This window comes from Actinoplanes sp. CA-015351 (assembly GCF_050955685.1).
In the GTDB taxonomy this organism is placed as follows: Bacteria; Actinomycetota; Actinomycetes; order Mycobacteriales; family Micromonosporaceae; genus Actinoplanes.
In genome coordinates this window covers 5,016,732-5,038,884 of sequence record NZ_CP192102.1, presented here as the reverse complement: position 1 = coordinate 5,038,884, position 22,153 = coordinate 5,016,732, and the positions used below count along the sequence as shown (strand labels likewise).

Annotated in this window: 19 protein-coding genes; 9 read left to right on the top strand and 10 right to left on the bottom strand. The window is 70.0% G+C overall.

Features of this window, described 5'->3' with window-relative positions; all coding sequences use genetic code 11:
* Positions 1–69: 69 nt before the first annotated feature.
* Complete coding sequence (htpG, locus tag ACQP2E_RS23205) at positions 70–1,944, top strand: molecular chaperone HtpG (protein WP_433825044.1); 1,875 nt, start codon at positions 70–72, stop codon at positions 1,942–1,944.
* A gap of 13 nt (positions 1,945–1,957) precedes the next feature.
* Here htpG and ACQP2E_RS23200 read toward each other — a convergent pair whose 3' ends face one another.
* The 3 genes from ACQP2E_RS23200 to ACQP2E_RS23190 are packed head-to-tail and all read right to left on the bottom strand — an operon-like array spanning position 1,958 to position 3,584.
* Positions 1,958–2,812, bottom strand: a complete 855-nt coding sequence (locus ACQP2E_RS23200) for a PfkB family carbohydrate kinase (RefSeq protein ID WP_433825043.1) — start codon at positions 2,810–2,812, stop codon at positions 1,958–1,960.
* Positions 2,813–2,830: 18 nt separating this feature from the next.
* A complete protein-coding gene (locus ACQP2E_RS23195; RefSeq protein WP_181558080.1) occupies positions 2,831–2,989 on the bottom strand; it encodes a hypothetical protein in 159 nt (52 codons plus the stop codon).
* 28 nt (positions 2,990–3,017) lie between these two features.
* Positions 3,018–3,584 (bottom strand): TetR/AcrR family transcriptional regulator, encoded by a 567-nt coding sequence (locus ACQP2E_RS23190; protein ID WP_433825042.1) that lies wholly within the window; start codon positions 3,582–3,584, stop codon positions 3,018–3,020.
* A 72-nt stretch (positions 3,585–3,656) separates the two neighbouring features.
* On the opposite strand from ACQP2E_RS23190, the gene ACQP2E_RS23185 reads away from it, so the two are divergent.
* The 3 genes from ACQP2E_RS23185 to ACQP2E_RS23175 all read left to right on the top strand — a co-directional run bounded on the left by ACQP2E_RS23185 (position 3,657) and on the right by ACQP2E_RS23175 (position 7,282).
* Entirely contained in the window at positions 3,657–4,328 is a 672-nt protein-coding gene (locus ACQP2E_RS23185) for an SDR family oxidoreductase (protein ID WP_433825041.1), read from the top strand.
* A 122-nt stretch (positions 4,329–4,450) separates the two neighbouring features.
* Positions 4,451–5,911 (top strand): GntP family permease, encoded by a 1,461-nt coding sequence (locus tag ACQP2E_RS23180; protein WP_433825040.1) that lies wholly within the window; start codon positions 4,451–4,453, stop codon positions 5,909–5,911.
* 123 nt (positions 5,912–6,034) lie between these two features.
* A complete protein-coding gene (locus ACQP2E_RS23175; protein WP_433825039.1) occupies positions 6,035–7,282 on the top strand; it encodes an MFS transporter in 1,248 nt (415 codons plus the stop codon).
* 119 nt (positions 7,283–7,401) lie between these two features.
* Here ACQP2E_RS23175 and ACQP2E_RS23170 read toward each other — a convergent pair whose 3' ends face one another.
* Together ACQP2E_RS23170 and ACQP2E_RS23165 are read right to left on the bottom strand one after the other, a co-directional pair.
* Positions 7,402–8,199 carry an LLM class F420-dependent oxidoreductase gene (locus ACQP2E_RS23170; RefSeq protein ID WP_433825038.1) on the bottom strand — a complete coding sequence of 266 codons (798 nt, stop codon included), beginning with the start codon at positions 8,197–8,199 and terminating at the stop codon, positions 7,402–7,404.
* Between the two features lie 9 nt (positions 8,200–8,208).
* A complete protein-coding gene (locus ACQP2E_RS23165; protein WP_433825037.1) occupies positions 8,209–8,655 on the bottom strand; it encodes a hypothetical protein in 447 nt (148 codons plus the stop codon).
* Positions 8,656–8,789: 134 nt separating this feature from the next.
* Here ACQP2E_RS23165 and ACQP2E_RS23160 point away from each other — a divergent pair, with 134 nt between their 5' ends.
* A complete protein-coding gene (locus ACQP2E_RS23160) occupies positions 8,790–10,706 on the top strand; it encodes a LamG domain-containing protein (RefSeq protein ID WP_433825036.1) in 1,917 nt (638 codons plus the stop codon).
* A gap of 464 nt (positions 10,707–11,170) precedes the next feature.
* Here ACQP2E_RS23160 and ACQP2E_RS23155 read toward each other — a convergent pair whose 3' ends face one another.
* Positions 11,171–12,568: a DHA2 family efflux MFS transporter permease subunit gene (locus ACQP2E_RS23155; protein ID WP_433825035.1), complete on the bottom strand. Its 1,398-nt coding sequence runs from the start codon at positions 12,566–12,568 to the stop codon at positions 11,171–11,173.
* 103 nt (positions 12,569–12,671) lie between these two features.
* On the opposite strand from ACQP2E_RS23155, the gene ACQP2E_RS23150 reads away from it, so the two are divergent.
* Positions 12,672–13,226: a TetR/AcrR family transcriptional regulator gene (locus tag ACQP2E_RS23150; protein WP_433825034.1), complete on the top strand. Its 555-nt coding sequence runs from the start codon at positions 12,672–12,674 to the stop codon at positions 13,224–13,226.
* Positions 13,227–13,229: 3 nt separating this feature from the next.
* Here ACQP2E_RS23150 and folP read toward each other — a convergent pair whose 3' ends face one another.
* On the bottom strand, positions 13,230–14,111 hold the full coding sequence (gene folP / locus ACQP2E_RS23145) for a dihydropteroate synthase (RefSeq protein WP_433825033.1): 882 nt from the start codon (positions 14,109–14,111) through the stop codon (positions 13,230–13,232).
* Between the two features lie 129 nt (positions 14,112–14,240).
* Between folP and ACQP2E_RS23140 the strand changes: the two genes are divergently transcribed.
* The 3 genes from ACQP2E_RS23140 (at position 14,241) to ACQP2E_RS23130 (ending at position 16,821) form a co-directional block, all read left to right on the top strand.
* Positions 14,241–15,188, top strand: a complete 948-nt coding sequence (locus ACQP2E_RS23140; RefSeq protein ID WP_433825032.1) for a TIGR03557 family F420-dependent LLM class oxidoreductase — start codon at positions 14,241–14,243, stop codon at positions 15,186–15,188.
* Between the two features lie 503 nt (positions 15,189–15,691).
* Positions 15,692–16,681, top strand: coding sequence for a DNA topoisomerase IB (locus ACQP2E_RS23135; RefSeq protein ID WP_433825031.1), 990 nt, complete (start codon positions 15,692–15,694; stop codon positions 16,679–16,681).
* Positions 16,678–16,821, top strand: a complete 144-nt coding sequence (locus tag ACQP2E_RS23130) for a hypothetical protein (protein WP_433825030.1) — start codon at positions 16,678–16,680, stop codon at positions 16,819–16,821. Before ACQP2E_RS23135 ends, ACQP2E_RS23130 begins: the two co-directional genes overlap by 4 nt.
* Here ACQP2E_RS23130 and ACQP2E_RS23125 read toward each other — a convergent pair.
* From ACQP2E_RS23125 to cydB, 3 genes are read right to left on the bottom strand one after another with little or no spacing between them, the layout of a single operon-like run.
* A complete protein-coding gene (locus ACQP2E_RS23125) occupies positions 16,791–17,423 on the bottom strand; it encodes a TetR/AcrR family transcriptional regulator (RefSeq protein ID WP_433825029.1) in 633 nt (210 codons plus the stop codon). The two genes, ACQP2E_RS23130 and ACQP2E_RS23125, sit on opposite strands and share 31 nt — an antisense overlap.
* 21 nt (positions 17,424–17,444) lie before the next feature.
* On the bottom strand, positions 17,445–21,170 hold the full coding sequence (gene cydC, locus ACQP2E_RS23120) for a thiol reductant ABC exporter subunit CydC (RefSeq protein WP_433825028.1): 3,726 nt from the start codon (positions 21,168–21,170) through the stop codon (positions 17,445–17,447).
* Complete coding sequence (gene cydB / locus ACQP2E_RS23115) at positions 21,167–22,147, bottom strand: cytochrome d ubiquinol oxidase subunit II (RefSeq protein ID WP_433825027.1); 981 nt, start codon at positions 22,145–22,147, stop codon at positions 21,167–21,169. The genes cydC and cydB overlap by 4 nt, the downstream gene beginning before the upstream one ends.
* Positions 22,148–22,153: the final 6 nt, after the last annotated feature.

Below are 22,153 nucleotides of genomic sequence, written 5' to 3'. Positions count from 1 at the left end.
CTCCTGAGAGGCTCCGGGGAGGGGACGTCATACGATCGACCCTTGAAGCACCGGACATGACGGAAACGGGTGACGATGGAGACGTTGGAGTTCCAAGCAGAGGCGCGCCAGCTGTTGCAGCTGATGGTCCACTCGATCTACTCGAACAAGGACATCTTCCTGCGCGAGCTGATCTCCAATGCGTCTGATGCGCTGGACAAGCTTCGCCTCGCCAAGCTGCAGGACGGCCTGGAAGCGGACACCTCCGACCTGCACATCGAGATCGAGGTGGACGCCGAGAAGCGGACGCTGACGATCCGTGACAACGGCATCGGGATGACCCGCGAGGAGGTCGTCGACCTGATCGGCACGATCGCCAAGTCGGGAACCGCGGACCTGCTCGCCAAGCTCAAGGAGGCGAAGGAGAGCCCCGAGCTGATCGGCCAGTTCGGCGTCGGCTTCTACTCGACCTTCATGGTCGCGGACACGGTCACCCTGGTCACGCACAAGGCCGGGACCGAAGGCCACGGTACGCGCTGGGAGTCGGCGGGTGAGGGCACGTTCACCATCGACGATGCCGAGGGAGCTCCGGTCGGTACGTCGGTGACGCTGCAGCTGCGGCCGAAGGACGAGGACGACGCGCTGTACGACTACGCGGACGTCTGGAAGATCAAGGAGATCGTCAAGCGGTATTCGGACTTCATCGCGTTCCCGATCCGGATGGCCGCATCGTCGTCCCCGGACGCGGAGGGTGAGACGCCGGAGCCGGAGACCCTCAACTCGATGAAGGCGCTGTGGGCGCGGCCCCGCAGCGAGGTCACCGACGAGGAGTACCACCAGTTCTACCGGCACATCAGCCACGACTGGACCGATCCGCTCGAGATCATCAACATGAAGGCGGAGGGCACGTTCGAGTACGAAGCGTTGCTCTTCATCCCGGCGCGGGCGCCGTTCGACCTGTTCCAGCGGGAGGCACGGCGTGGGCTTCAGCTCTACGTCAAGCGCGTCTTCATCATGGACGACAGCAAGGAGCTGATCCCGGACTACCTGCGCTTCGTCAAGGGCGTGGTGGACGCGGCCGACCTGTCGCTGAACATCTCCCGGGAGATCCTGCAGCAGGACCGGCACATCCAGATGATCCGGCGCCGGCTCACCAAGAAGGTCCTGTCCACCATCAAGGACCTGATGACCAGCGACCCGGAGAAGTACGCGACGTTCTGGCGCGAGTTCGGCCGGGCGGTCAAGGAGGGCCTGCTCAGCGAGCCCGACAACCACCAGCCGCTCCTCGGGATCGCCTCCTTCCTCACCACCGCGGGCACCGAGCCGACGACGCTCGCCGCGTACGTGGAGCGGATGAAGGAAGGCCAGGAGGAGATCTACTTCCTGACCGGTGAGAGCCGCTCCCAGGTGGAGAACTCGCCGCACATGGAGGCGTTCCGCGAGCAGGGCTACGAGGTGCTGATCCTCACCGACCCGGTCGACGAGATCTGGGTCGACGCGGTGCCCGAGTTCGACGGCAAGAAGCTGCGGTCGATCGCGCGGGGCTCGGTCGACCTGAAGAAGGACGAGGAGGAACCGGAGCCCGAGGGTGACTTCGGTCCGCTGCTCGGCTTCCTCAAGGAGAAGCTGGACGAGCAGGTCAAGGAGGTTCGCCTCTCGCACCGGCTCACCACCTCGGCGGCGTGCCTGGTCAGCGACGCCAACGACGTCACGCCGGCGCTGGAGAAGATGTACCGGGCGATGGGCCAGGAAGGACCGCGGGTCAAGCGGATCCTGGAGCTCAACCCGAACCATCCTCTTGTGGCCGGGCTGCGGGCGGCGCATGAGCGGGGCGCTGACGACGCCAATCTGCCGGACACCGCGGAGCTTTTGTACGGGACCGCGCTGCTCGCCGAAGGTGGCGACCTGGAGGATCCGGCGCGGTTCGCCAAGCTGCTGGCTGATCGGCTGGCGCGGACGGTCTGAGGTTTGCCGCGGTTCATAGAAATTTCAGCCAGGTGCGGGGGCCGGCGTGCGTGACGCGGACGCCGGCCACTCGTATCGCGTAGCTGATGGCGGCTGGGAGATCCTGGTGCTGAGCCAGTGCTACCGCCAGGGCGCCGTGGAAAGCGTCGCCGGCTCCTGCGGTGTCCACGGCGGGGACCGGTGGCACGAGGATTGCGCCGTGAGCCGGCGGGTTCGTGCTGAACCAGCGGACCGGGGCCGCGCCGTGCGTGACCACTACGAACGGTGCGCCGACGGCCTCGGCCAGCGCGGCGTCGCCGTTCTCGGGGGATGCGCCGGGGTGGCGGAAGTCGGCTGAGCAGGCCACCACCTCGGCATGCGGGATGATGTCGGCGAAGGCCGGGCGCCAGCTGCCGGCGTCCACGAGCAGGCGGCGTGCCGAGCGGGCGGCGGCGGTGGACAGGATCGGGTGGTGGCCGTCCACCAGGGTCAGGTCGGCGTCGGGCAGTCCGTTTTCTGGCAGGGCAGCGTTCCGGGTTCCCGCGTTGCGGCTCACTATGGTGCGTTCGCCGGTTCCGGACAGGACGGTCACGGCGGAGATCGGCGGCGGGTCGGTGCTCGTCGGAGTCGTGTCGATCAGCGTCACGCCGTGCGCGGCCAGGTCCGCGCGGATCAGGTCACCCAGCGGGTGTGCGCCGACCGCGCTGACCAGGACCACCTCGATGCCCAGCGGGGCGCCGAGGGTGGCCGCGGTGACGGCGGCGTTTGTTGCCGGGCCGCCGGCGGCCACGTCGACGGAGTCGGACTGAACCTTCTCGTCGACGCCGGGCAGCCGTTGCACCCGCTGGATCAGGTCTACCGTGGCCAGGCCGGCGCAGAGGATTCGCACGTCAGACCCGGGCCGGGGTCAGCCGTTCGCGAGCTCGACGAAGAACGTGCCGATGTTGCGGAAGATCTGGGCCACTCCGTCGCCGAGGCTGCGAGCCACCTCGGCGGCCGGGCCCGGGTTCGTGCCGATCCAGAAGACCAGCAGGAACAGCAGGATCCAGCCGAGGATCTTCTTCATCTGAACTCCGCTCCCCGGGAATCGCCACTCAAGATCGTGACACACCCTCGCAACCGGGTGCGGGCGGCGCGCCGAGAGCGGCGCGGGCGGCTGCCAGGATCTGGCCGGACAGGTCCGTTCCGGCTGTCGCGCGGGCCAGGATCAGAGCGCCGACCATGGTGCTCAGGGTGGCCAGGTCCGGTTCGCCGGTTCGGCCCAGGTGGGTGGCGAAGGCTTCAACCCCTTTCGCGTACGCCATGCGGGTCTCCTCGCCGCCGCCGGAGCGCGCGACGTCGCCTCCGAACCCCGCTGATGGGCATCCGCCGCCGGGGTGGTCGCGGTGTTCGGGGGAGAGGTAGGTGTCGAGGAAATCGGCAGGCTGCTGATCTGTCCGCAGCGCGGCTGCCTGTTCGGTGAAGGCTTGAGTCACGGCCTCGGCAATCAGGGCGTCCTTGGAGGCGAACTGCTTGTAGAAGCCGCCGTGGGTCAGGCCTGCCTCGGCCATCACGTCGGCGACGCTCACGCCGGACACGCCTCGCTCGCGAAACAGTTGTGCCGCTGTCGCGACGATGCGTTCGCGGTTCTCTCGTGCCTGTGCCTGCGATACCCGTCCCATGCCGTCAACTATAGATGAGGTGTGTCATCTATTACCTTGCTGCTATTAGATGATGCTCGTAATCTAAGTCGCATGGAACTCACCAACGCAGTCGCCGTCGTCACCGGAGCCAACCGCGGGTTCGGCCGTCACATCGCCGCCCAGCTGCTCGAACGTGGCGCCAAGGTCTACGCCGCCGCCCGCAACCCGGAGAGCATCGACCTGCCGGGCGCGATCCCGCTGCGGCTCGACGTCACCGACCCGGCGTCGGTGGCCCAGGCCGCTTCCGTCGCCGCCGACGCCACCCTTGTCGTCAACAACGCCGGTGTCGCGGCCGGGCAGCCGCTCATCGGCGGCGAGCTCGACGGGATCCGGCTCGACATGGAGACCAACTATTTCGGGACGCTGCTGGTCACCCGGGCGTTCGCGCCGGTCCTCGAAGCCAACGGCGGGGGCGCGTTCCTCAACGTTCTCTCGGTGCTGTCGTGGTTCCACCCCGGCCCGTTCGGCGCGTACTCGGCGGCGAAGGCGGCGGCCTGGGCGCTGACCAACGCGACGCGCGACCAGCTGGCGCCGAGCGGGATCAGTGTCACCGGGCTGCACGTCGGATACATGGACACCGACATGGCCGCGTCCGTTCTGCCGGAGCAGAAGGTCGACCCGGCCATCGTCGCGAAACTCGCGCTGGACGCGATCGAGCGTGGCGATCAGGAGGTCCTCGGCGACGACCTGACCCGAGGCGTGAAGGCCCAGCTCGCGGGCTGAGAGACGGGCTGGCGGGCTTGAGAGACGGGCTGGCGGGCTGAGAAGACCGGCTGGCGCGTTTCTCCGGACCGCCGTCGCATGCGGAGAGATTGAAAACTGTTTCACAGGGGTAACGGCGCTGCATGACACCGCTCGCTGCCGAAGCCATCACCGACGCAGGTACCGGTCAGCTCGTACTCGCGGCGGTGCTCGGCATCGCTGTGGTCGTGCTGCTGATCGCCTGGGCGAAGTGGCATCCATTCCTCGCTCTGATCACCGGATCCGGGGTGCTCGGGCTGGTCGCGGGCGCGGCTCCCGGCGACACCATCGATTCCTTCACCACCGGCCTCGGCAACACGGTCGGCAGTGTCGGCGTACTGATCGCGCTCGGCTCGATGATCGGCGCCATGCTGGCCGAGTCGGGTGGCGCCGACGGCATCGTGAACCGGATCGTCAACGGCGTGTCCGGCGCGGCGTTGCCGTGGGCGATGGCCGGTGTCGCCGCGCTGATCGGGCTGCCGTTGTTCTTCGAGGTCGGCGTCGTGTTGCTGGTGCCGATCGTGTTGCTTGTCGCTCGGCGTACCGACGTGGGGTTGTTGCGGCTCGGTATCCCGGCTCTTGCCGGTCTGTCCGTGCTGCACGGCCTCGTGCCGCCGCACCCGGGGCCGCTTGTCGCGATCTCCAGTTTGAACGCGGACCTCGGTCTGACCCTGATGTTCGGCCTGGTGTGCGCGATCCCGACGGTGATCATCGCGGGGCCGGTGTTCGGGAACTTCATCGCGAAGCGGGTGCCGCTCGCGGTGCCGGCACTGCTGGAGACGGCAGGGGACCGGTCCGGTTCGGGGCCGGCGGGTGGGCAGGACTTCGTCGACCGATCCGATCTGGCCAACCCGGGTTCGCCCGGTGAACTCGTCGACGAGCAGGTCAGGGGGCGGCGCAACCCCGGGTTCTGGGCGGCCGTGCTGACCATCCTGCTGCCGGTCGCGCTGATGATGGCGCGGGGCATCGCGGAAGTCGTCCTGCCCGAAGGCGACTCGGTACGCACCGCCTTCGAGGTCATCGGTGAGCCGATCGTGGCGCTGCTCGCCGGCGTTTTCGTGGCGATGTGGGCGCTCGGGTACCGCGCCGGATTCGACCGCAAGGAGACCTCGGCGGTTCTCGGCGGGGCGTTGCCGCCGATCGCCGGCATCCTGCTCATCGTCGCGGCCGGCGGCGGATTCAAGCAGGTGCTCGTCGATGCCGGCGTGGGCAACGTGATCGCCGACGCGGCGCAGGACGCCAACATCAACGCGTTGCTGCTCGGGTGGCTCGTCGCGGTCGGTATCCGGGTCGCGACCGGGTCGGCCACGGTCGCCACGATCACGGCGGCGGGCATCGTGGCGCCGCTGGCCACCACGCTGGACTCGCCTACCGTGGCGTTGCTGGCGCTGGCCATCGGATCCGGGTCACTGTTCTTCTCGCATGTGAACGACGCCGGGTTCTGGCTGGTCAAGGAGTACTTCGGAATGACCGTGGGACAGACCATCAAGACGTGGTCGGTGATGGAGACGATCATCTCGGTGGTCGGGTTCGGGTGTGTGATGCTGCTCAGCCTGGTTGTCTGACGCACTGATCGCCCGGCTTCCTGATCGCCCGGCTTCCTGATCGTCTAGCTCTCGGTAATCGGACATTTATCCGGTGGTGGTTGCCTCTGCCTGTCAAGAACGCTGACGGGCGGAGTGCACCAGATGACGGCGTCACCATCTCGGCTCGGCCCCGTCGGCGGTGCCGCCGCGGACCAGCGAACGTCGTTCGGCCGGCTCGTCGCGGCGCTGATCGTGTCGCACGTCGGTTGCTACGTCGCGATCATCACCCCGATCCAGCTGCTCCTCACCCTGCGGCTGACCGCGATCGCCGGTGACGCCGCGACGAGCGCCTTCGGGCTCGTCGCCGGGTTCGGCGCACTGGTCGCGCTGGTCGCCAACCCGATCGCCGGCCGGATCAGTGACCGGACGGTGTCCCGGTTCGGCCGCCGGCGGGCCTGGATCCTCGTCGGCGCGGTGACCGGTGCGGCGACGCTCGCCGCGATCAGCGCGGCGACCAGTGTCTGGCAGGTCGTGGTTCTCTGGTGTGCCGTGCAGGTGCTGCTGACCTTCCAGGCGGCTGCGACGAGTGCCGTGGTCGCCGACCAGGTTCCGGAAGGCCGCCGCGGAGGCGTATCGGGACTGATCGGCATGACCATCGCGATCGGGCCGCTCGTCGGGTTGAGTCTCGCCAACGGGTTCCCCGCTGGGTCGCCGGCGCAATGGATCTCGGTGGCCGTGGTGACGGCGGGTGCCGGGGTCGTCGCGGCGGTGCTGCTGCGGGACACGAGTGCGTTGGTGACGCCGGGGCCGGTGGCGGGCCGTCGCCGCGGCTACGCCGTTCTGGTGCGCACGTTCTGGATCGACCCGCGCCGGTATCCCGCGTTCGGCTGGGCATGCCTGGTCCGTTTCCTGGTCACCTGCGCGTACGCGGGCAACACGTACTACTCCTTCTACCTGCTGCAACGCTTCGGGGTCTCCCAGGACCGGCTCGGCACACTGGTCCTGCAGCTGACGTTGCTCTCGGTCGTTCTGATCGCGCTGGCGAGCGTTGTGGCCGGATACCTGACCGACCTGGTGGGCAGGCAGAAGCCGTTCGTCGTGTTCAGTGGCGTGATCGCCGCGGTGGGGCTGGCTGTGCTCGCTGCCGCGCCGTCCCTCGGTTACGTCTTCGTCGCTGCCGGGCTGCTGGGCGTCGGAACCGGGGCGTTCGTCGCGATCGATCTGGCGATGTGTGTGCGGCTGCTGCCCAGCAGTGCCGACGCCGGCCGGGACATGGCGATCGCCGGGATCGCCAACTCGCTGCCCCAGTCGATCGTGCCGTTCATCGCCCGCCGTTGCTGGCGCTCGGGGGATACGCCGGGCTGTTCACGTTCCTTGCGGTGCTCGGGCTGCTGGGCGTGGTGGCGGTGAGCCGGGTGCCGGAGGCCGGCTGTGAATGAGCGGGTGAGAAGGCCTGGCCTGACCGGCGGTGGGTGTGCGGCGGGCGCGTGAGTGCGTTGCTGTGGCGCCCGCCGTCGCCCCGGCAGGATCTACTTGTTGGTGGCGTCTCGCCAGGCCAGCCACTCGCGGAGCGGGCCGAGGTCGGGTTCGGGGCCGCCGACGCCGACGGTGAACAGCGACGCGCCGAGCTCGCGGAATCGATCGCCGTCCTTCGGGTCGGTGCTGCCGCCGATCTCGACGGAGACCTCGATCTCGGACGGGTCGCGGCCGACGGTCTCGCAGTGGCCGTGCAGGACACCGAGTTTGTGCTCCAGGACGGCGGCGTCGGCGAAGCTGTGCCAGATGTCGGCGTGCTTCGCGACCAGACGCAACGTTTTCTTCTCGCCGCCGCCACCGATCAGGACCGGGATCTTGCGGGTCGGCGGTGGGTTGAGCTTTCCCCAGCGGGACTCGATGCGGGGGAGGGCGGTGGCCAGGTCGTCCAGGCGGCCGCCTGCCGTGCCGAACTCGTAGCCGTATTCGGTGTAGTCGCGCTCGAACCAGCCGGAGCCGATGCCCAGGATGAGACGGCCGTCGCTGATGTGGTCGACGGTGCGGGCCATGTCGGCGAGCAGCTCCGGGTTGCGGTGGCTGTTGCAGGTGACCAGGGCGCCGATCTCCACGCGTGAGGTCGATTCGGCCCAGGCGGCGAGCATGGTCCAGCACTCGAAGTGCGGACCGTCCTTCTCGCCGTAGAGCGGGTAGAAATGATCCCAGTTGAAGAGGATGTCGGCGCCCAGCTCCTCGGCCTTCGACGCGACGCGGCGAATGGTGGCGTAGTCCATGTGTTGCGGCTGCAGTTGCAGCCCGATCCGAACCGGCCTCGTGGTCGTATCCTGGTTGATCATGCTTTGAGGTTACGGGCAGGTGCCGTCCAGTTCCTGCCCGATGGTGGGGAACTCACCGCTCAGATACGCCCGCGGATCGGCTGCCTTCGCGCCGCGATCCAGTGAGGTGGCGATCGCGGTGATCTTCTCGCGCTGCACCGGATCGGTGCTGCTCGCGCCGGCTTTCTCGATGTCCGCGGCCATCGTGGTGAACGTGTCGCGCAGCCCGTCCTCGCTGGAGATCTGGCCGGCCAGCCGCACCGCGCCGTCGGTGAGGATCTTGTAGATGGCGGTGCAGACATAGGCCGGCTGTCCGGCCGAGGCCGACGGCACCGGAGCGACGCTGAACGGCACCGGGATCGAGCCGGGCGAGATCGCGTCGGGGGAGACATCGAACTCGCATCCGCTGAGTGCGAAGGTCGCGGTCAGAGCCGCGATCATCGCGGTGGGCACGGCGGTGCGGCGACGCTGCGGCACGACATTCCCCTTCGTCGATTGACGGTACGCGCGGAGCATAGCTGCTGTCAGTCGCCGGACGTCCGGTCCGACACCTTTGGCGGGGTCAGGAGTTAGCCCCCAACGTGGCCTATAAGCTGAAAAAAGGTAAATCGGTGGTACGGCGGGAGTTGATCTCCAGGGGTTCGCAGTTCTCCCAGCGGTTGCAGATTTCGCGGCGGCTGCTGACCGTCGGGGTGGCGACCGTGCTGGTGGCGGCCGGTGGCACCGCGTTCGCCGAGATCGTCTCCTCCGAACCGGTGACCTCACCGTCCTTCAACGGCTCCGTCTACGCGGTCGCCTACCGGGGCGACACCGTGTACGTCGGCGGCAACTTCACCAGCGCCGTCGTGAACGGCAAGAGCACACCGCGGACCCGGCTCGCCGCGTTCCATGCGCGTACCGGCGCCCTGCTGGACTGGAAGCCGGCCGCCGATGCCAACGTCCGGGCGCTCGCCGTCGACGGTGACACCGTCTACGCGGCGGGCGACTTCGACAACGTCAACGGCGTGAGCCGGGACGCGGTCGCCGGGATCGGGGCGGTCAGCGGCGCATTGACCGCGCTCAAGCACACCGTGCTCGGCCAGCCCAACGCCCTGGCCGCCGGGAACGGGCGCCTCTACGTCGGAGGCCGGATCACCTCGGTGGACGGCGTGACGCGCGGTAACCTCGCCGCGTTCACCCTCGCCACCGGCGCCCTCGACGCGTGGGCGCCGACCACCGACGACATGGTCAACGCACTCGCCGTGACGGGTGACCGGGTCTACGTCGGCGGTCGGTTCCACCGGACCAACAACGTGAGTACGACACTGCGGCTCAGCGCGGTCGACCCGGCCACGGGGTCGCTCGACCGGGCGTTCCGGGCCAAGCCGGTTTCGCAGGTGTTCGCGCTCGCGGCGCATCCGGACGGGGTGTTCGCGGCGCTCGGTGGCCAGGGCGGACGGGCGGTGTCGTACACCCGGACCGGGGAGACCCGCTGGACCCGGGTCTTCGACGGCGACGCGCAGGCCATCACGCTGCTCGACGGGGTCGTCTACGTCGGCGGGCACTTCGACAAGGCGTGCACCACCACGAACAACGGGGCCAAGGGAATCTGCACCGACGGGTCCGTGGTGCGGGGCAAACTGGCTGCCGCGGACCGCGAGGGCAACCTGCTCGACTGGTCGCCGCAGGCCAACGGCGTCGCCGGAACCCGGCAGCTGGCCGCCAGCGAGCCGCTCGGCGCGGTCAGCGCGGTCGGGGACTTCACCGTTGTCGGCGGGGCGACCAGGAAGCGGTACGCGGAGTTCACCGGCACGTCGCCGGCGGCGTTCGTCGAGTCCACGCCGGTGCCGTCTCCGTCGCTGTCCTCGGCGTCGCCTGCTGTGCCTACCTTGCCGGCGGCGTCTTCTCCTGCCGGGGATGTCGCCTCCTACAACTTCGACACCACGATCGCCGATGGTACGTTCGACGACGGATCTGGGCACGGGCATCTGCTGCGCGCGGTCAGCCGCAACGGCGGTGCGGTGAAGCTGGTGACGCACGGCAGCGGGCAGGCGTTGAACTTCCCGGCCAAGTGCGGCGGCGAGGCCTGCCCGCGGCTCATCCTGCAGGCCGGCGAGACCAGGGACCTGAACCCGGGTACGCGGCCGCTGCGGTACGGCGCCGGTGTGCTGCTCTCCCCGGCGGAGACGGGGCGGGGCGAGAACATCCTCCAGAAGGGGTACTCGACCGGCGGCGGGCAGTACAAGCTCCAGGTCGACGGGCTCTCCGGCAAACCCAGCTGCGGAATCGGCGACGTGGTGGGCACGACCGTCCACGTGGCGCGTAGCCGCACCTCGGTCTCCGACGGCAAGTGGCATTCGCTGGAGTGCCGCCGCACCGGGCCGACCCTGTCCATCCTCGTCGACGACCGGCTCGAGTCGAGCGTTGCCGTACCGGCTGAGTTGTCCGTCGACACCGACCACCCGTTCACCGTCGGAGGCAAGGGCGTCGGCGCGAACAACGACCAGTTCCACGGCACCCTCGACGACGTCTGGGTGCGGGTCGGCTGAGCGGCGGCAAGGACGGGTCCGGGGCAGCCGAACCGTGGCGGTGATGCCCCGGGTGGTGGCACCGGGGTGGTGCGGACGGTGAATTGAGGCCCCGGCAGCCGGTGCGGACGGCGGCAGGCCGCCGGGGCGGAATGTGTGTGCCGGTCGGAGGTCCGGCACACACAGCTTCTCGCACCGCCGGTGGGCCGGCGGCCGGATTCCAAGGCCGTGGGGAACGGAGCCACAGCGAGGCAGGATCGGACCGGTGAGGACGGTCGCCGGTTTCCTCGCGATGACCCGAACGGCTTGGAATTGAAGGTCATCGTTGCAGTCATGTTGCCGAAGTGCAACAGCCCGACCGCATTCCGTTCATCGATGTTTCGCGCCGTAGATTCTTGATCTCTGGCCTCGCCGGAATCTGATCTCCGGCTCCGCCGGAACTGGGCTCCGGCTTCCGCGCTGGGCCTCAGCTTCCGCGCTGGGCCTCAGCTTCGGCGGGGGAGGAACGCCGCCACCACCGCCCCGGCCGCGATCACGGCTGCGCCGGTCAGGACGGCCGGAACCAGTCCGTCCACGAAGTTCTGGTGACTGGCGAACCCGCCGTAGGTGCTGAAGATCGACGACAACGCCGCCACGCCGGCCGCCACGCCGAACTCGCGGATCGTGTTGTTCGTGCCGGACGCGACTCCGCGCTGCTGCTCGGTGACGCTGGCGAGGGTCATCGTGCTGATCGGCGCGAACGTCAGACCCATCCCGATGCCGGCCAGGGCGAACGCGACGACCAGACGTCCGTACGTGACGTCGGTCGTCGTGGCGAGCCCGATCCACAGAAGGCCCGCGGCGAGGAACAGCTGGCCGGCGACGATGAGGTTGCGGACACCGAGCCGTGCGCCGAAGATGCCGGCCAGCGGCGCGACGATCATCGGAGCCGCTGTCCACGGCAGGGTGCGCAGGCCGGATTCCAGCGGGCTCAGCCCTTGCACCACCTGGAAGAACTGGGCGAGCAGGAAGACCGCGCCGAACGCGCCGGCCGAGAACGTCAGGGTGACGACGTTGACCAGGCTGAATCCACGTGAGCGGAAGAGGGAGAGCGGCAGCATCGGCGTACGGTTGCGGGTCTGCCAGAAGAGGAAGCCGGCAATCAGCGCGACGCCCGCGCCCAGCATGACCGGCACCCGGCCGGTGGTCCATCCCCGGTCCGGGCCGTCGACGACGCCCCAGATCAGCAGCAGCATGCCGCTCGCCGACAGGAGCAGGCCGAGCGGGTCGAGGCGGCGTGCCCCGCCGCGGGATTCGCTGAGAACCGTGGCTGCGAGTGCCAGTGCTCCGACGCCGATCGGCACGTTGACCCAGAAGATCCAGTTCCAGGTGAGGCCGTCGACCACGGCGCCGCCGACGACCGGGCCGAGGGCTACGCCGAGGCCGGTGATGCCGCCCCAGATGCCGACCGCGACGTTGCGCAGCCGATCCGGGACGGCCTGGGCGAGCAGTGTCAGTGACAGCGGCGCGATGGCCGCGCCCCCGAGGCCCTGCAGGGCGCGCGTGGCGGTGAGCTGCCACGGCTCGGCGGCGAGGGCCGCCCCGGCGGAGGCGGCGGTGAACACGACGATGCCGGCCAGGAACATCCGCCGGCGACCGAGCCGGTCGCCGAGCGCGGCCGCGGTGAGCAGGAATGCCGCGAACGGAAGTGTGTACGCGTTGACGAACCACTGCAGGTCCGTGATCGAGGCGCCCAGTTCGGTGCGGATGACCGGCAGCGCCGTGCTGACGACCAGGTTGTCGAGCGAAACCATGAACGTCGGGATGCCGACGGCGGCGAGTATCAGGCCGAGCGGCCGGGCCCGGGTCCGGTTTTCCGGCGGATTGGGTGCGAGCGTGGTCACGGCTTCCCCCTGAAGGTGTTCTCCGGTGACGGGATGAGTGTCAGCGGTAGTTGTTATCCGCTGATAACTAAGCACAGTATGCATCGACTGATAACATGTCAACGTGACCCGGACCCGCTTCACCGCACAGGAACGCCACGCCCAGCTCGTGACGGCCGCCCTCGAGGCCTTCGCCGTGGGTGGATACGCAGGCACGACCACGGACCAGGTGGCACGACTCGCGGGCGTCTCCCAGCCGTACGTGATCCGCCTGTTCGGGTCGAAGCAGGAGCTTTTCCTTGCCACCGTGGGGCACGCCGGACACCGGATCGAGATGAAATGGCGGGCAGCCGCCGCGAAGGAGCCGACGCTGAGTGGGCTCGGCCACGCGTACAAGGAACTTCTCGCCGAGCGGGAACTGCTGAACGTGCTGCTGCACGGATTCGGAGCAGCCGCCGACCCGGTGATCGGCGACGCGGTCCGGTCCTGTTACGGCAACCTGTACAGCGTGGTGCGGGAACTGACCGGCGCGACCGCCGAGGAGGCCCGCGACTTCTTCGCCATGGGCATGCTGATCACGGTGCTCGGTGCGATGCGGGTCCTCGGCCCGGACGCCGTTGATCCGCAGCCGTGGATGACGGACATCCTCGGGACCCTGCCACGCCCCGACGCGGACTGAACCTCAGTCCATGTTGTGGCGCAGGAACACCGGTTCGCGCCAGCCCAGCATCGCCTCGGTCATGCGTACCGCGTCGGTTGCCGCCCGGACGTCGTGCACCCGCATGATCCGGGCGCCGCGCAGGATGCAGAAGACCACAGTGGCCAGGGTTCCGGCCAGCCGGTCCTGTTGCGGCCGGTCCAGGGTCTCGCCGATGAAGTCCTTGTTGCTCAGCGCCGCCAGGGTCGGGTAGCCGATCGAGGTGATCTCCTCGAGGCGGCGGGTGATCTCCAGCGTGTGCAGGGTGTTCTTGTTCAGGTCATGGCCCGGGTCGATGATGATCTGCTCGGGGCGTACCCCGCGGGACAGCGCCAGCTCGACCCGCTCCCGCAGGAATCCGGCCACCTCGGCGGTGACGTCGCCGTACCGCGGCCGGGGGTGGAGGGTGCGCGGCGCGGCCAGGCTGTGCGTGATCACCAGCTGAGCGTCAGTTCCGGCGACGGCGTCGGCCATCGCCACGTCCCGCAGCCCAGAGGTGTCGTTGATGACCCCGGCACCCGCCTTGATCACTTCGCGGGCGACCTCCGGGCGGAACGTGTCGACCGAGACCACGGCGAGATCGCGGGCCGCCTCGACGACCGGGAGCACCCGGTCCAGTTCCTCTGCGGCGGTGACTTCCGGGCCCGGCGCGAACGGGACCCCACCGATGTCAATCCAGTCGGCACCGTCATCGGCCGCGGCCTTGACCGCCTCGGTCGCCTTCTCCAGCGCGAACGTGCGGCCCCGGTCGTGGAACGAGTCCGGCGTACGGTTCACGATCGCCATCACGACGACACGGCGGGAGAAGTCGTAGGTCCGGCCGCCGATGACCCGGGTTCCGGTGGCTGGGCCGCTCGTTTCGCTCACGGTTGGGGACCCTAACAAGCAGGAGCGGGGCCGGTTCCCGTACCCCTGATCTGGGATTTTGACTGTCTTGGTTTGTGGCGGTGGCTCCGGCCTCGTTTGTGGCGACGGCTCCGGGGAATCGCCAGCAGCATGAAACTCGGGTACAAGCTCGCGGCCGAGGCCTTCGGCCCCAAGGAACTCATCCGGCAGGCGCTCCGGGCGGAGCAGGCCGGATTCGACTTCGTCGAGATCAGCGACCACTACCACCCGTGGCTGGACGTGCAGGGCCACTCGCCGTTCGCCTGGAACGTGCTCAGTGCGATCGCCGTCCAGACCCGTACCCTCGGGCTCGCGACCGGCGTGACCTGCCCGTCCGTGCGCTACCACCCCGCGATCGTCGCGCAGGCGGCGGCAACCTTGGCGATCATCTCGGACGGACGGTTCACGCTCGGTGTCGGCTCGGGGGAGCGGCTCAACGAGCACGTGGTGGGCCAGGGCTTCGGCAGCGTCCGGGAACGGCACGAGCGGCTCGCCGAGGCACTCGACATCATCAACCTGCTCTGGCAGGGCGGATACCAGTCCTACCAGGGAAAATACCTGCAACTCGAGGATGCCCGGGTGTTCGACCTGCCGGACGTGCTCCCGGTGATCGCGGTCGCGGCCGGCGGCACGTCGGCGGCAGAGCTCGCGGCCACCCACGGCGGCGGGCTGTTCGCGACCGAGCCGCGCGCCGATCTGGTGGAGACGTTCACCGCGGCAGGCGGTCGAGGCCCGGCTTATGCCGAGGTCGCGGTCGCGTGGGCACCCACCGAGGAGGAGGCGGTCAAGGAAGCGCACCGGACCACCCGCTGGGCGGTCACCGGCTGGAAGGTGATGTCCGAGCTGCCGAACCCGGTCAACTTCGAGGCAGCCTCCGCGACGGTCACCGAGGACGACGTGCGCAAGCAGTTCGTCACCGGACCCGACCCGGCACGGTACGTGGAATCGGTCCAGCAGTACCGCGACGCGGGATACGACCACATCGTCCTGATGAACGCCGGGCCTGATCCGGACGGCTTCCTCGACTTCTTCACCAAGGAGCTGCGCGACAAACTGTGACGAAGCAGCGGCCTGCGTCCGGAGCCGCACCTCAGGCCGGCGCAGAATATTGCGCTGAGGCTGCCGGAGCGGGTCGACGAAGGGCGGCGGAACGAATTTCGGCAGCCCGTCCGCGCCCTGCTGCGCAGCCCAGCCGCCCCCGTGGACCAGTCGGTCGCCCACCCGAGATCCCGCTATCGAAGCGAACAGAACCTCACCGACGGCGGTTCGAGCGGTTGCGCCGGTAGTTGACGACACCCGCGACCACCAGGAGCACAGGCAGAACCAGTCCCCACATAAGCCACCCGTTCATGCCCCGAGCCTGCCCCGCCCGCGCCATCCCCACCTCACCCCTGCGGAGTGAGACCTCAAACCCCTCAAGACCAAGACTTGGGTACGCGTAACCGCCCCGTCCTCCGCACGACAGAGGCGATCCCTCCACGGCCCTACCCGCGCCCGTACCCCCGGTGTGACGCCGCCTCTGACGGGAATGAAGTACCGACCCCCTGACGAAATCGAGTCTCATGCGATTGAAGCGCAGTGACCTCAGCAAACCCGGCTTGGGCCGCCGCCGGACCGGCACGAAGAGTTCCGGCAGAGGCTTCACCTTCCTCGACCGCGACGGCGGCACCATCCGCGACGAGGAAACCCTCGACCGGATCAAGAGCTTGGTCATCCCACCCGCCTGGCGGGACGTCTGGATCTCGCCGGATCCGCGCGGCCACATCCAGGCCACCGGAATCGATGCGGCCGGCCGCAAGCAGTACGTCTATCACCCGCAGTGGCGCGAACAGCAGGACCGGGCCAAGTTCGATCACGCCGTGGAGGTGGCCGAGCGGCTGCCGGACCTCCGCGACCGGCTCCGCGACGACCTGGCCGGCGGGCGTGGCCTGACCCGGGAGCGAGTCCTCGCGGCCGTCATCCGGCTGCTCGACATGGGGATGTTCCGCGTCGGCGGCGACCAGTACGCCGTCCGCGACGACGACCCGTCCTACGGCCTCTCCACCCTGCGACCCGACCATCTGAGAACCCGCGGCGGCTGCGTGCTGCTGGAGTTCCGCGGCAAATCCGGCGTGGACCACACGGCGTCGGTCGGCGACGGCGAGGTCTGCGCGGTGCTCCGCGACCTGAAGCGCCGCCGCCGCGGCGAGGAGCGGCTGTTCGCGTACTACGACCGTAGTGAACGCCGCTGGCAGGAGATCCGTGCCGACACGATCAACGACTACTTGCGCGAGGTCAGCGGCGGCAAGATGACGGCGAAGGACTTCCGCACCTGGCACGGCACCGTCAAGGCCGCCACCGAACTGGCCGCCGCCGGCCCGCAGCCGACCGCCACCAAACGCAGGAGGGCCGTGGCCGGCGCCATGCGCGAGGTAGCCGGCATGCTCGGCAACACCCCGGCCGTGGCCCGGGCCTCGTACGTCGACCCGCGGGTGATCGAGAACTTCGAGGACGGCAAGGTGGCCGAAGCCGAGGAGGAGGTGCTGGACCTGCTGACCGGCGAGTCTGCTTGACTCCTCCCGTGGGTTACTCCGAGGTACGCCTGGAGTCGGCGGGCTTCACCAGATACGGCCGCCTGCCCGCCTTCGTAGCGGTGGGCGCCGAACGGTACGACAAGCTTCTCTACGCGCTGGATCTCCGAGCCGCCCGATGACCCGGCGTGCTCTCCGCCAGGAGGTCGGTGACCCAGTCGACGGCTGTCTGGGCCTGGTCCGGGCTGCTGGCGTACAACCCGTTGACGACAAGCCACACCCGGTCCGCCCACATCTGGTCGGCGCACATCCGGCCGGCGCACATCCGGTCGGCGGGGGAGTCCGGCGGGGCCGCGCCCAGCTGCCCCACCAGCCGGTCCACCTCAGCACGAGTGTCGGCGAGATAGGCCTTGGCCACCCGTGCCGGCTCGTCGTCGTCGCCCGGGAACTCGGTCAGATAGTTACGGAACGCGCATCCCCGGTACCCCGGCCTCCGAACCCAGTCAGCGGTCTCGGCGACCAGCGCGATCAGCCGTTCACGTGGGGTTCCGGCCCAGCGCAGCGCCTCGCCCGCGGATTGGGCGCGTTCACGGCGAACCAGGTCGAGGTACGCCGCCGCCAGGTCGGCCTTGCTCGGAAAATGCCGATAAAGCAGGTTCTTGCCGCACCCGGCCACCTCGACGACCTGTGCCATGCCGACGGCCCGTACGCCGTGCTCGTAGAAGAGCCCGGCGGCGGCGGTCAGGATCGTGTCGCGGGTGCCCGGGGTGGGCGTTCGTACCATAGCGCCCACTTTACGGACCGATCAGTCCATCCTGGCGTAAGAAGGCTGATATGGGACGGATTTCAGATCGATGACCCGGTCCACCAGATCAAGACCTTCCGTGCGATGCGCGAAGATCAGCACGGTACGCCCGGACGCCGCGCCCAGCAGGTCCGCCATCAACTCGTGCGCGCCCGCTTCGTCGATGCCCTCGGTCGGCTCGTCCAGGATCAGCAGGTCCGGTTCCGCGAGCAGCGCCCGCGCGGTGGACAGGCGCCGCCGTTGCCCGCCCGAGATCGTGTTTCCGCCGGTGCCGAGCCAGGTGTCCAGCCCGTCCGGCAGCGCCGCCACCCACGCGTCGAGGCCCACCCGCGCCAGCGCGGCCAGGAGCTGCGGATCGGTCGCGCTGGGGGCCGCGAGACGCAGGTTCTCCCGGACGGTCGACGCGAACACATGGCCCGTCTCGTCGCCGACCAGCACGGTCTTGCCGTCGAACTCGACAGTTCCGGTCCACGGGTCGAGGAGCCGGCCGAGCACCGCGGCCAGCGTCGATTTCCCGGAGCCGGACCGGCCGGTCACCGCGGTCCGTGATCCGGCCGGCAGTTCGAGGTCGAATCCGTCCAGGACCGGTGGCAATTCTCGATCCCAGCCGGCCGTCAAATTCCGTACCCGGAGATTTGGACCTGAAGAGGGAGTCGCCTCACTCAGGGTGACCATCGCGGAGGTGGGCGGTTGTGCTGTCAGCGTGCGCACGCGCCGCGCCGCGCCCGCTGCCTGCCGCCGCGCGATCGCTGCCTCCGGCAGCGCCACCACCGTGTCACCGAGGGTGACCATGCCGAGCAGCGCCACCGCGCTCCATTCGGCGGACAAACCGGACCGGGCGAGCACGAGGGCGGTCCCGGCCGCTGCCGCCCCCCATCCCAGGTGGGCGAGCGCCGCGGCCAGGCCTGACTCACGCGCCGCGCGCGCCTCCAGCGCAGCGAGGGTCCGGCTGCGATCCATGGGTACGCTCGAACGAGCCGACCCGGAACCGACCTCCTCGATGCCGTCCACGGTTTCCACGACAGCGTTCCGGAGCGAGGCCCGCGCGGCACCCGTGACAGCGTCCAGCCGGCCGGCCTGCCAGGCAGCCACGGCCGGCGCGAGCACGCCGGCGATCAGCACACCGACGGCGAGCGGCACCACGACAGCGGGCGCGGCTAGGAGCGCCGCCAGTCCGGCGATCACGACGGTGGCTGCCGTCGCACAGGCCGGGAGCCGCCCGCGCAGCAAACCGTCTACCTGGGCGTCGACATCGTCGACGAGCTTCGTGAGCAGGTCACCCCGCCGATGCGCGCGCCGGCCCGGCACACGCGGGATCAGGTCGGCGTAGACCCGCGCCCGCCGCTGCCCCAGCCGCGCGAAGGCGAGGTCGTGCGAGACGAGCCGTTCGAGGTATCGCAGCAGCGGCCGGGCGACAGCACTTCCGCGTACCAGGACGACCGCCCCGGACAGCGTCAGCACCGGCGGCAGCGAGGACGCCCGCACGAGTAGCCAGGCGGCCGCCCCGGTGAGCAGCACCCCGGCAAGCGAGGCCCCAGCCCCGAGCCCCACCGCCACCCCGGGCCGCCGCACCCATTCCCACCGCCGGCCGCCCCCACCAGCCGGGCTGCGGGTGGCAGCCCGGCCGTCACGTGCGGCTGCCGGCTGTACGTCAGGGCGGCCGTGGTGTTCAGCCGTTCCGGGCCGGCTGTCGTGTCGCTCAGCCGTTCCGAGCGGGCTGTCGCTCACGGCTGGCGGCTGTACGTCAGGGCGGCCGTGGTGTTCAGCCGCTCCGGGTCGGCTGTCGTCTACGGCTGGTGGCTGTACGTCAGGGCGGCCGTGGTGTTCAGCCGTTCCGGGTCGGCTGTCGTCCACGGCTGCCGGCTGTACGTCAGGGCGGCCGCCCTGTTCAGCCGCGTCCGGTGGGTTGAGGGTCACCACTCGGTCGGCGGCGGACAGCAGGGCTGGGCGGTGGGCTACGACCAGGAGGGCGCAGCCCTGGTTGGCCAGGTCGCGGAGGCGGGCAATGACCAGCTTCTCGGCGGCGGCGTCCAGGTGGGCGGTCGGCTCGTCGAGCAGCAGCGTCACCACCGGCCGCGCCCGCAAGCCGCCGGAACCGGCCAAATTAGCCGGAAGAGCGCCGCCCGGAAGAGCGCCGCCCGGGATCGCGTTGCCCGGAAGAACGCCGCCCGGGATCGCGTCGCCCGGAATTGCCACGCCCGGAATTGCCGTGCCCGGAATTGCCGCGTTGCCGGTTGTCGGCTTGGGCGCGGTGGTCGTCAGGGCAGAGGCTTTGACCGCGGCGGACGAGATTGCGGCGGTGGCGCGGTGGAGCAGGGCGGCCAGGGCGAGGCGCTGGCGCTGGCCTGAGGAGATGCCGGCGCCGTGTTCGCTCAGGGGGGTGGAGGCGGTCACCTCGCCGGTCAGGCCGACGGTTCGCAGCGCCTCGGCGATCTCGGCGGGGGAGGAGTCCGGGGGGAAGACCTCCGCGACGGTACGAGCGTGCGGAAGCGACGGCCGCTGCGGCAGATAGAAGGCTGACCCGACGGCGAGAGCGCCCGTTTCGGCGGGGTGAAGGCCGGCGAGTACCCGCAACACCGTCGTCTTGCCGGCACCGGACGGGCCGCGCAGCGCCACCGCCTCACCGGCCCGGACCGTGAGTTCCGGCAGGAACACCGCGTCCGTCACCGAACCGGGGTACCGCGCGCGCAGGGCGCTGACCCGTACCCCCCAACGCCCCGAGCTGTCCCAGACGGCCGCGGCGCGCGGCACCTGATCTCCCCGCGCCGGGCCTGCGGGATGGTCGTCAGGCGATGAAGCGGTGAGGATCTCGTCGACATCGGCGATCACGGCCGTGGCGTCGGTGGCGGCGTGATAGCGGGCGGCCATCTCGCGCAGCGGGCGGTACGCCTCCGGGGCCAGCAGGATCACCAGCAGTGCGGGCGCCAGCTCCATCGAGCCGGCCGCCACCCGCAGCCCGGCCTGGACCGCGATCAGGCCGACCGAGAGCGTGCCCACCAGATCCAGCGCGGTGGACGACAGGAACGCGACCCGCAGCACCCGCATCGTCGCGCGCCGGTGCTGGTCGGTGAGGTCGGCGATCACGGCGGTCTGGCGTTCGGCGCGGCCGAACACCTTCAGCGTCGCCAGGCCGCGGACCACGTCGAGGAAGTGGCCGGCCAGCCGCGCGTCGGCGGCCCAGCGCTGCCGGGCCCGGGCCTGGGTGGCCCAGCCGATCAGCGCGCCGAGCAGCGGGATCAGCGGCAGCGTGAGCAGCGCGATGATCGCCGACGCCGGGTCGACGACGAACATGACCAGGATGACGAGCGGGGGCAGGATGACGCCGAGGGCCACCGCCGGGAGATATCCGGAGAACCACGGCTTCAGCGCGTCCAGGCCGGTTGCGAGAACCGTGCTGAGCCGCCCCGAACCGTAGGCCGCCACCCACGCCGGCCCGCGCCGGACGACAGCGTCCAGCATGGAGCGGCGGAGCTCGTCGGTGACCCGGGCGGCGGTGCGGCGGGCGACCACCTGTTCGGCCCAGGCGAGGACGGCCCGCACCGCGAACGCCCCGGCCAGCAGGACGACGCCGGTGTCTCGCGGCCCGGCGACGATCCAGCACAGCGCGACCGCGAGCGCGATGGTGGCAGCGGCCTGGCCGGCGCCGATGAGGGTGAGCAGCGCCACCCCGGCCCGGCTGCTCCGAGCGTGCCGCAGCAGCCGAGGATCGACAGGACCACGGCTCACGATGCGACCCGTTCACTCGAGACTCGGCGGCGGAAGACCCAATAGGACCAGATCTGGTACGCCAGAACGCCCGGCAGCACGATCACCCCGGCCACCGTGATCAGGCGTAACGCCTCCGGCCCGGCGGCCGCGCCGTCCCTGGTCAGCGACCACGCCGCCGACAGTGTGCTGCGCAGCACCACATCGCCGTGCACCAGGAAGACGGCGACCACGGACGCGGCCACACCCGCCGCGACCGCCACGAACGCCGCTGCCTCGCGGGCTCGGCGGGCCAGCACACCGGCCCCGAAACACAGGACCGCGGCCAGGAGTGCGACGCGGGAACCCGTACCAATGCCGATGATCAGAAGGGCGACCGCGCCGCCGATGCCGGCGTGGCGTGCCAGGTCGCGTGCCCGGCGGCGCACCGGGCCGGTCGTGCGCAGCGCGAGGAACGTCGCACCCAGCAGGATCGCGGCGAGGAGCGCGCCCAGCGCGCCGAGCCCGGCAGCGGGAGTGAGCAGCGGGTCGAGGCTGCGGGAGACGCCGACGCCGGTGACTTCGCCGTCGGCGCCCAGCGCGAGGCCGTGCACGAAGATGCCGAGGACGGCGCCCCAGAGCAGCACGATGCCGCCGGAGGAGAGGGCGAGCAGCGCGTCGCAGCGGCGGCGCCAGCTGGACGACGAGTGCTTGCCGCGGAACTCCAGGGCCACGCCGCGGATCGCGAGCAGCAGCAGGATCAGGACCATCGGCAGGTAGAGGCCGGAGAGCAGGGCGGCGTACCAGTCGGGGAACGCGGCGAAGGTGACGCCGATCGCGGCGACCAGCCAGACCTCGTTGCCGTCCCAGAAAGGCCCGACGGTACGGATGACCGCGCCGCGCTCGTGTTCGTCACGCCCGAGGACGGGGGTGAGCATGCCGACGCCGAAGTCGAATCCTTCGAGGACGAAGTAGAGAACCCAGGCGAGAACGAGGATCGCGAACCAGAAAGTGATCATGACGGC

Coding starts and splice junctions, on each gene's coding strand:
- ACQP2E_RS23195 (WP_181558080.1), bottom strand. CDS start 2,989: ATGAAGAAGATCCTCGGCTGGATCCTGCTGTTCCTGCTGGTCTTCTGG.
- ACQP2E_RS23190 (WP_433825042.1), bottom strand. CDS start 3,584: ATGGGACGGGTATCGCAGGCACAGGCACGAGAGAACCGCGAACGCATC.
- ACQP2E_RS23185 (WP_433825041.1), top strand. CDS start 3,657: ATGGAACTCACCAACGCAGTCGCCGTCGTCACCGGAGCCAACCGCGGG.
- ACQP2E_RS23180 (WP_433825040.1), top strand. CDS start 4,451: ATGACACCGCTCGCTGCCGAAGCCATCACCGACGCAGGTACCGGTCAG.
- ACQP2E_RS23175 (WP_433825039.1), top strand. CDS start 6,035: ATGACGGCGTCACCATCTCGGCTCGGCCCCGTCGGCGGTGCCGCCGCG.
- ACQP2E_RS23170 (WP_433825038.1), bottom strand. CDS start 8,199: ATGATCAACCAGGATACGACCACGAGGCCGGTTCGGATCGGGCTGCAA.
- ACQP2E_RS23140 (WP_433825032.1), top strand. CDS start 14,241: ATGAAACTCGGGTACAAGCTCGCGGCCGAGGCCTTCGGCCCCAAGGAA.
- ACQP2E_RS23135 (WP_433825031.1), top strand. CDS start 15,692: ATGCGATTGAAGCGCAGTGACCTCAGCAAACCCGGCTTGGGCCGCCGC.
- ACQP2E_RS23125 (WP_433825029.1), bottom strand. CDS start 17,423: ATGGTACGAACGCCCACCCCGGGCACCCGCGACACGATCCTGACCGCC.
- cydB (WP_433825027.1), bottom strand. CDS start 22,147: ATGATCACTTTCTGGTTCGCGATCCTCGTTCTCGCCTGGGTTCTCTAC.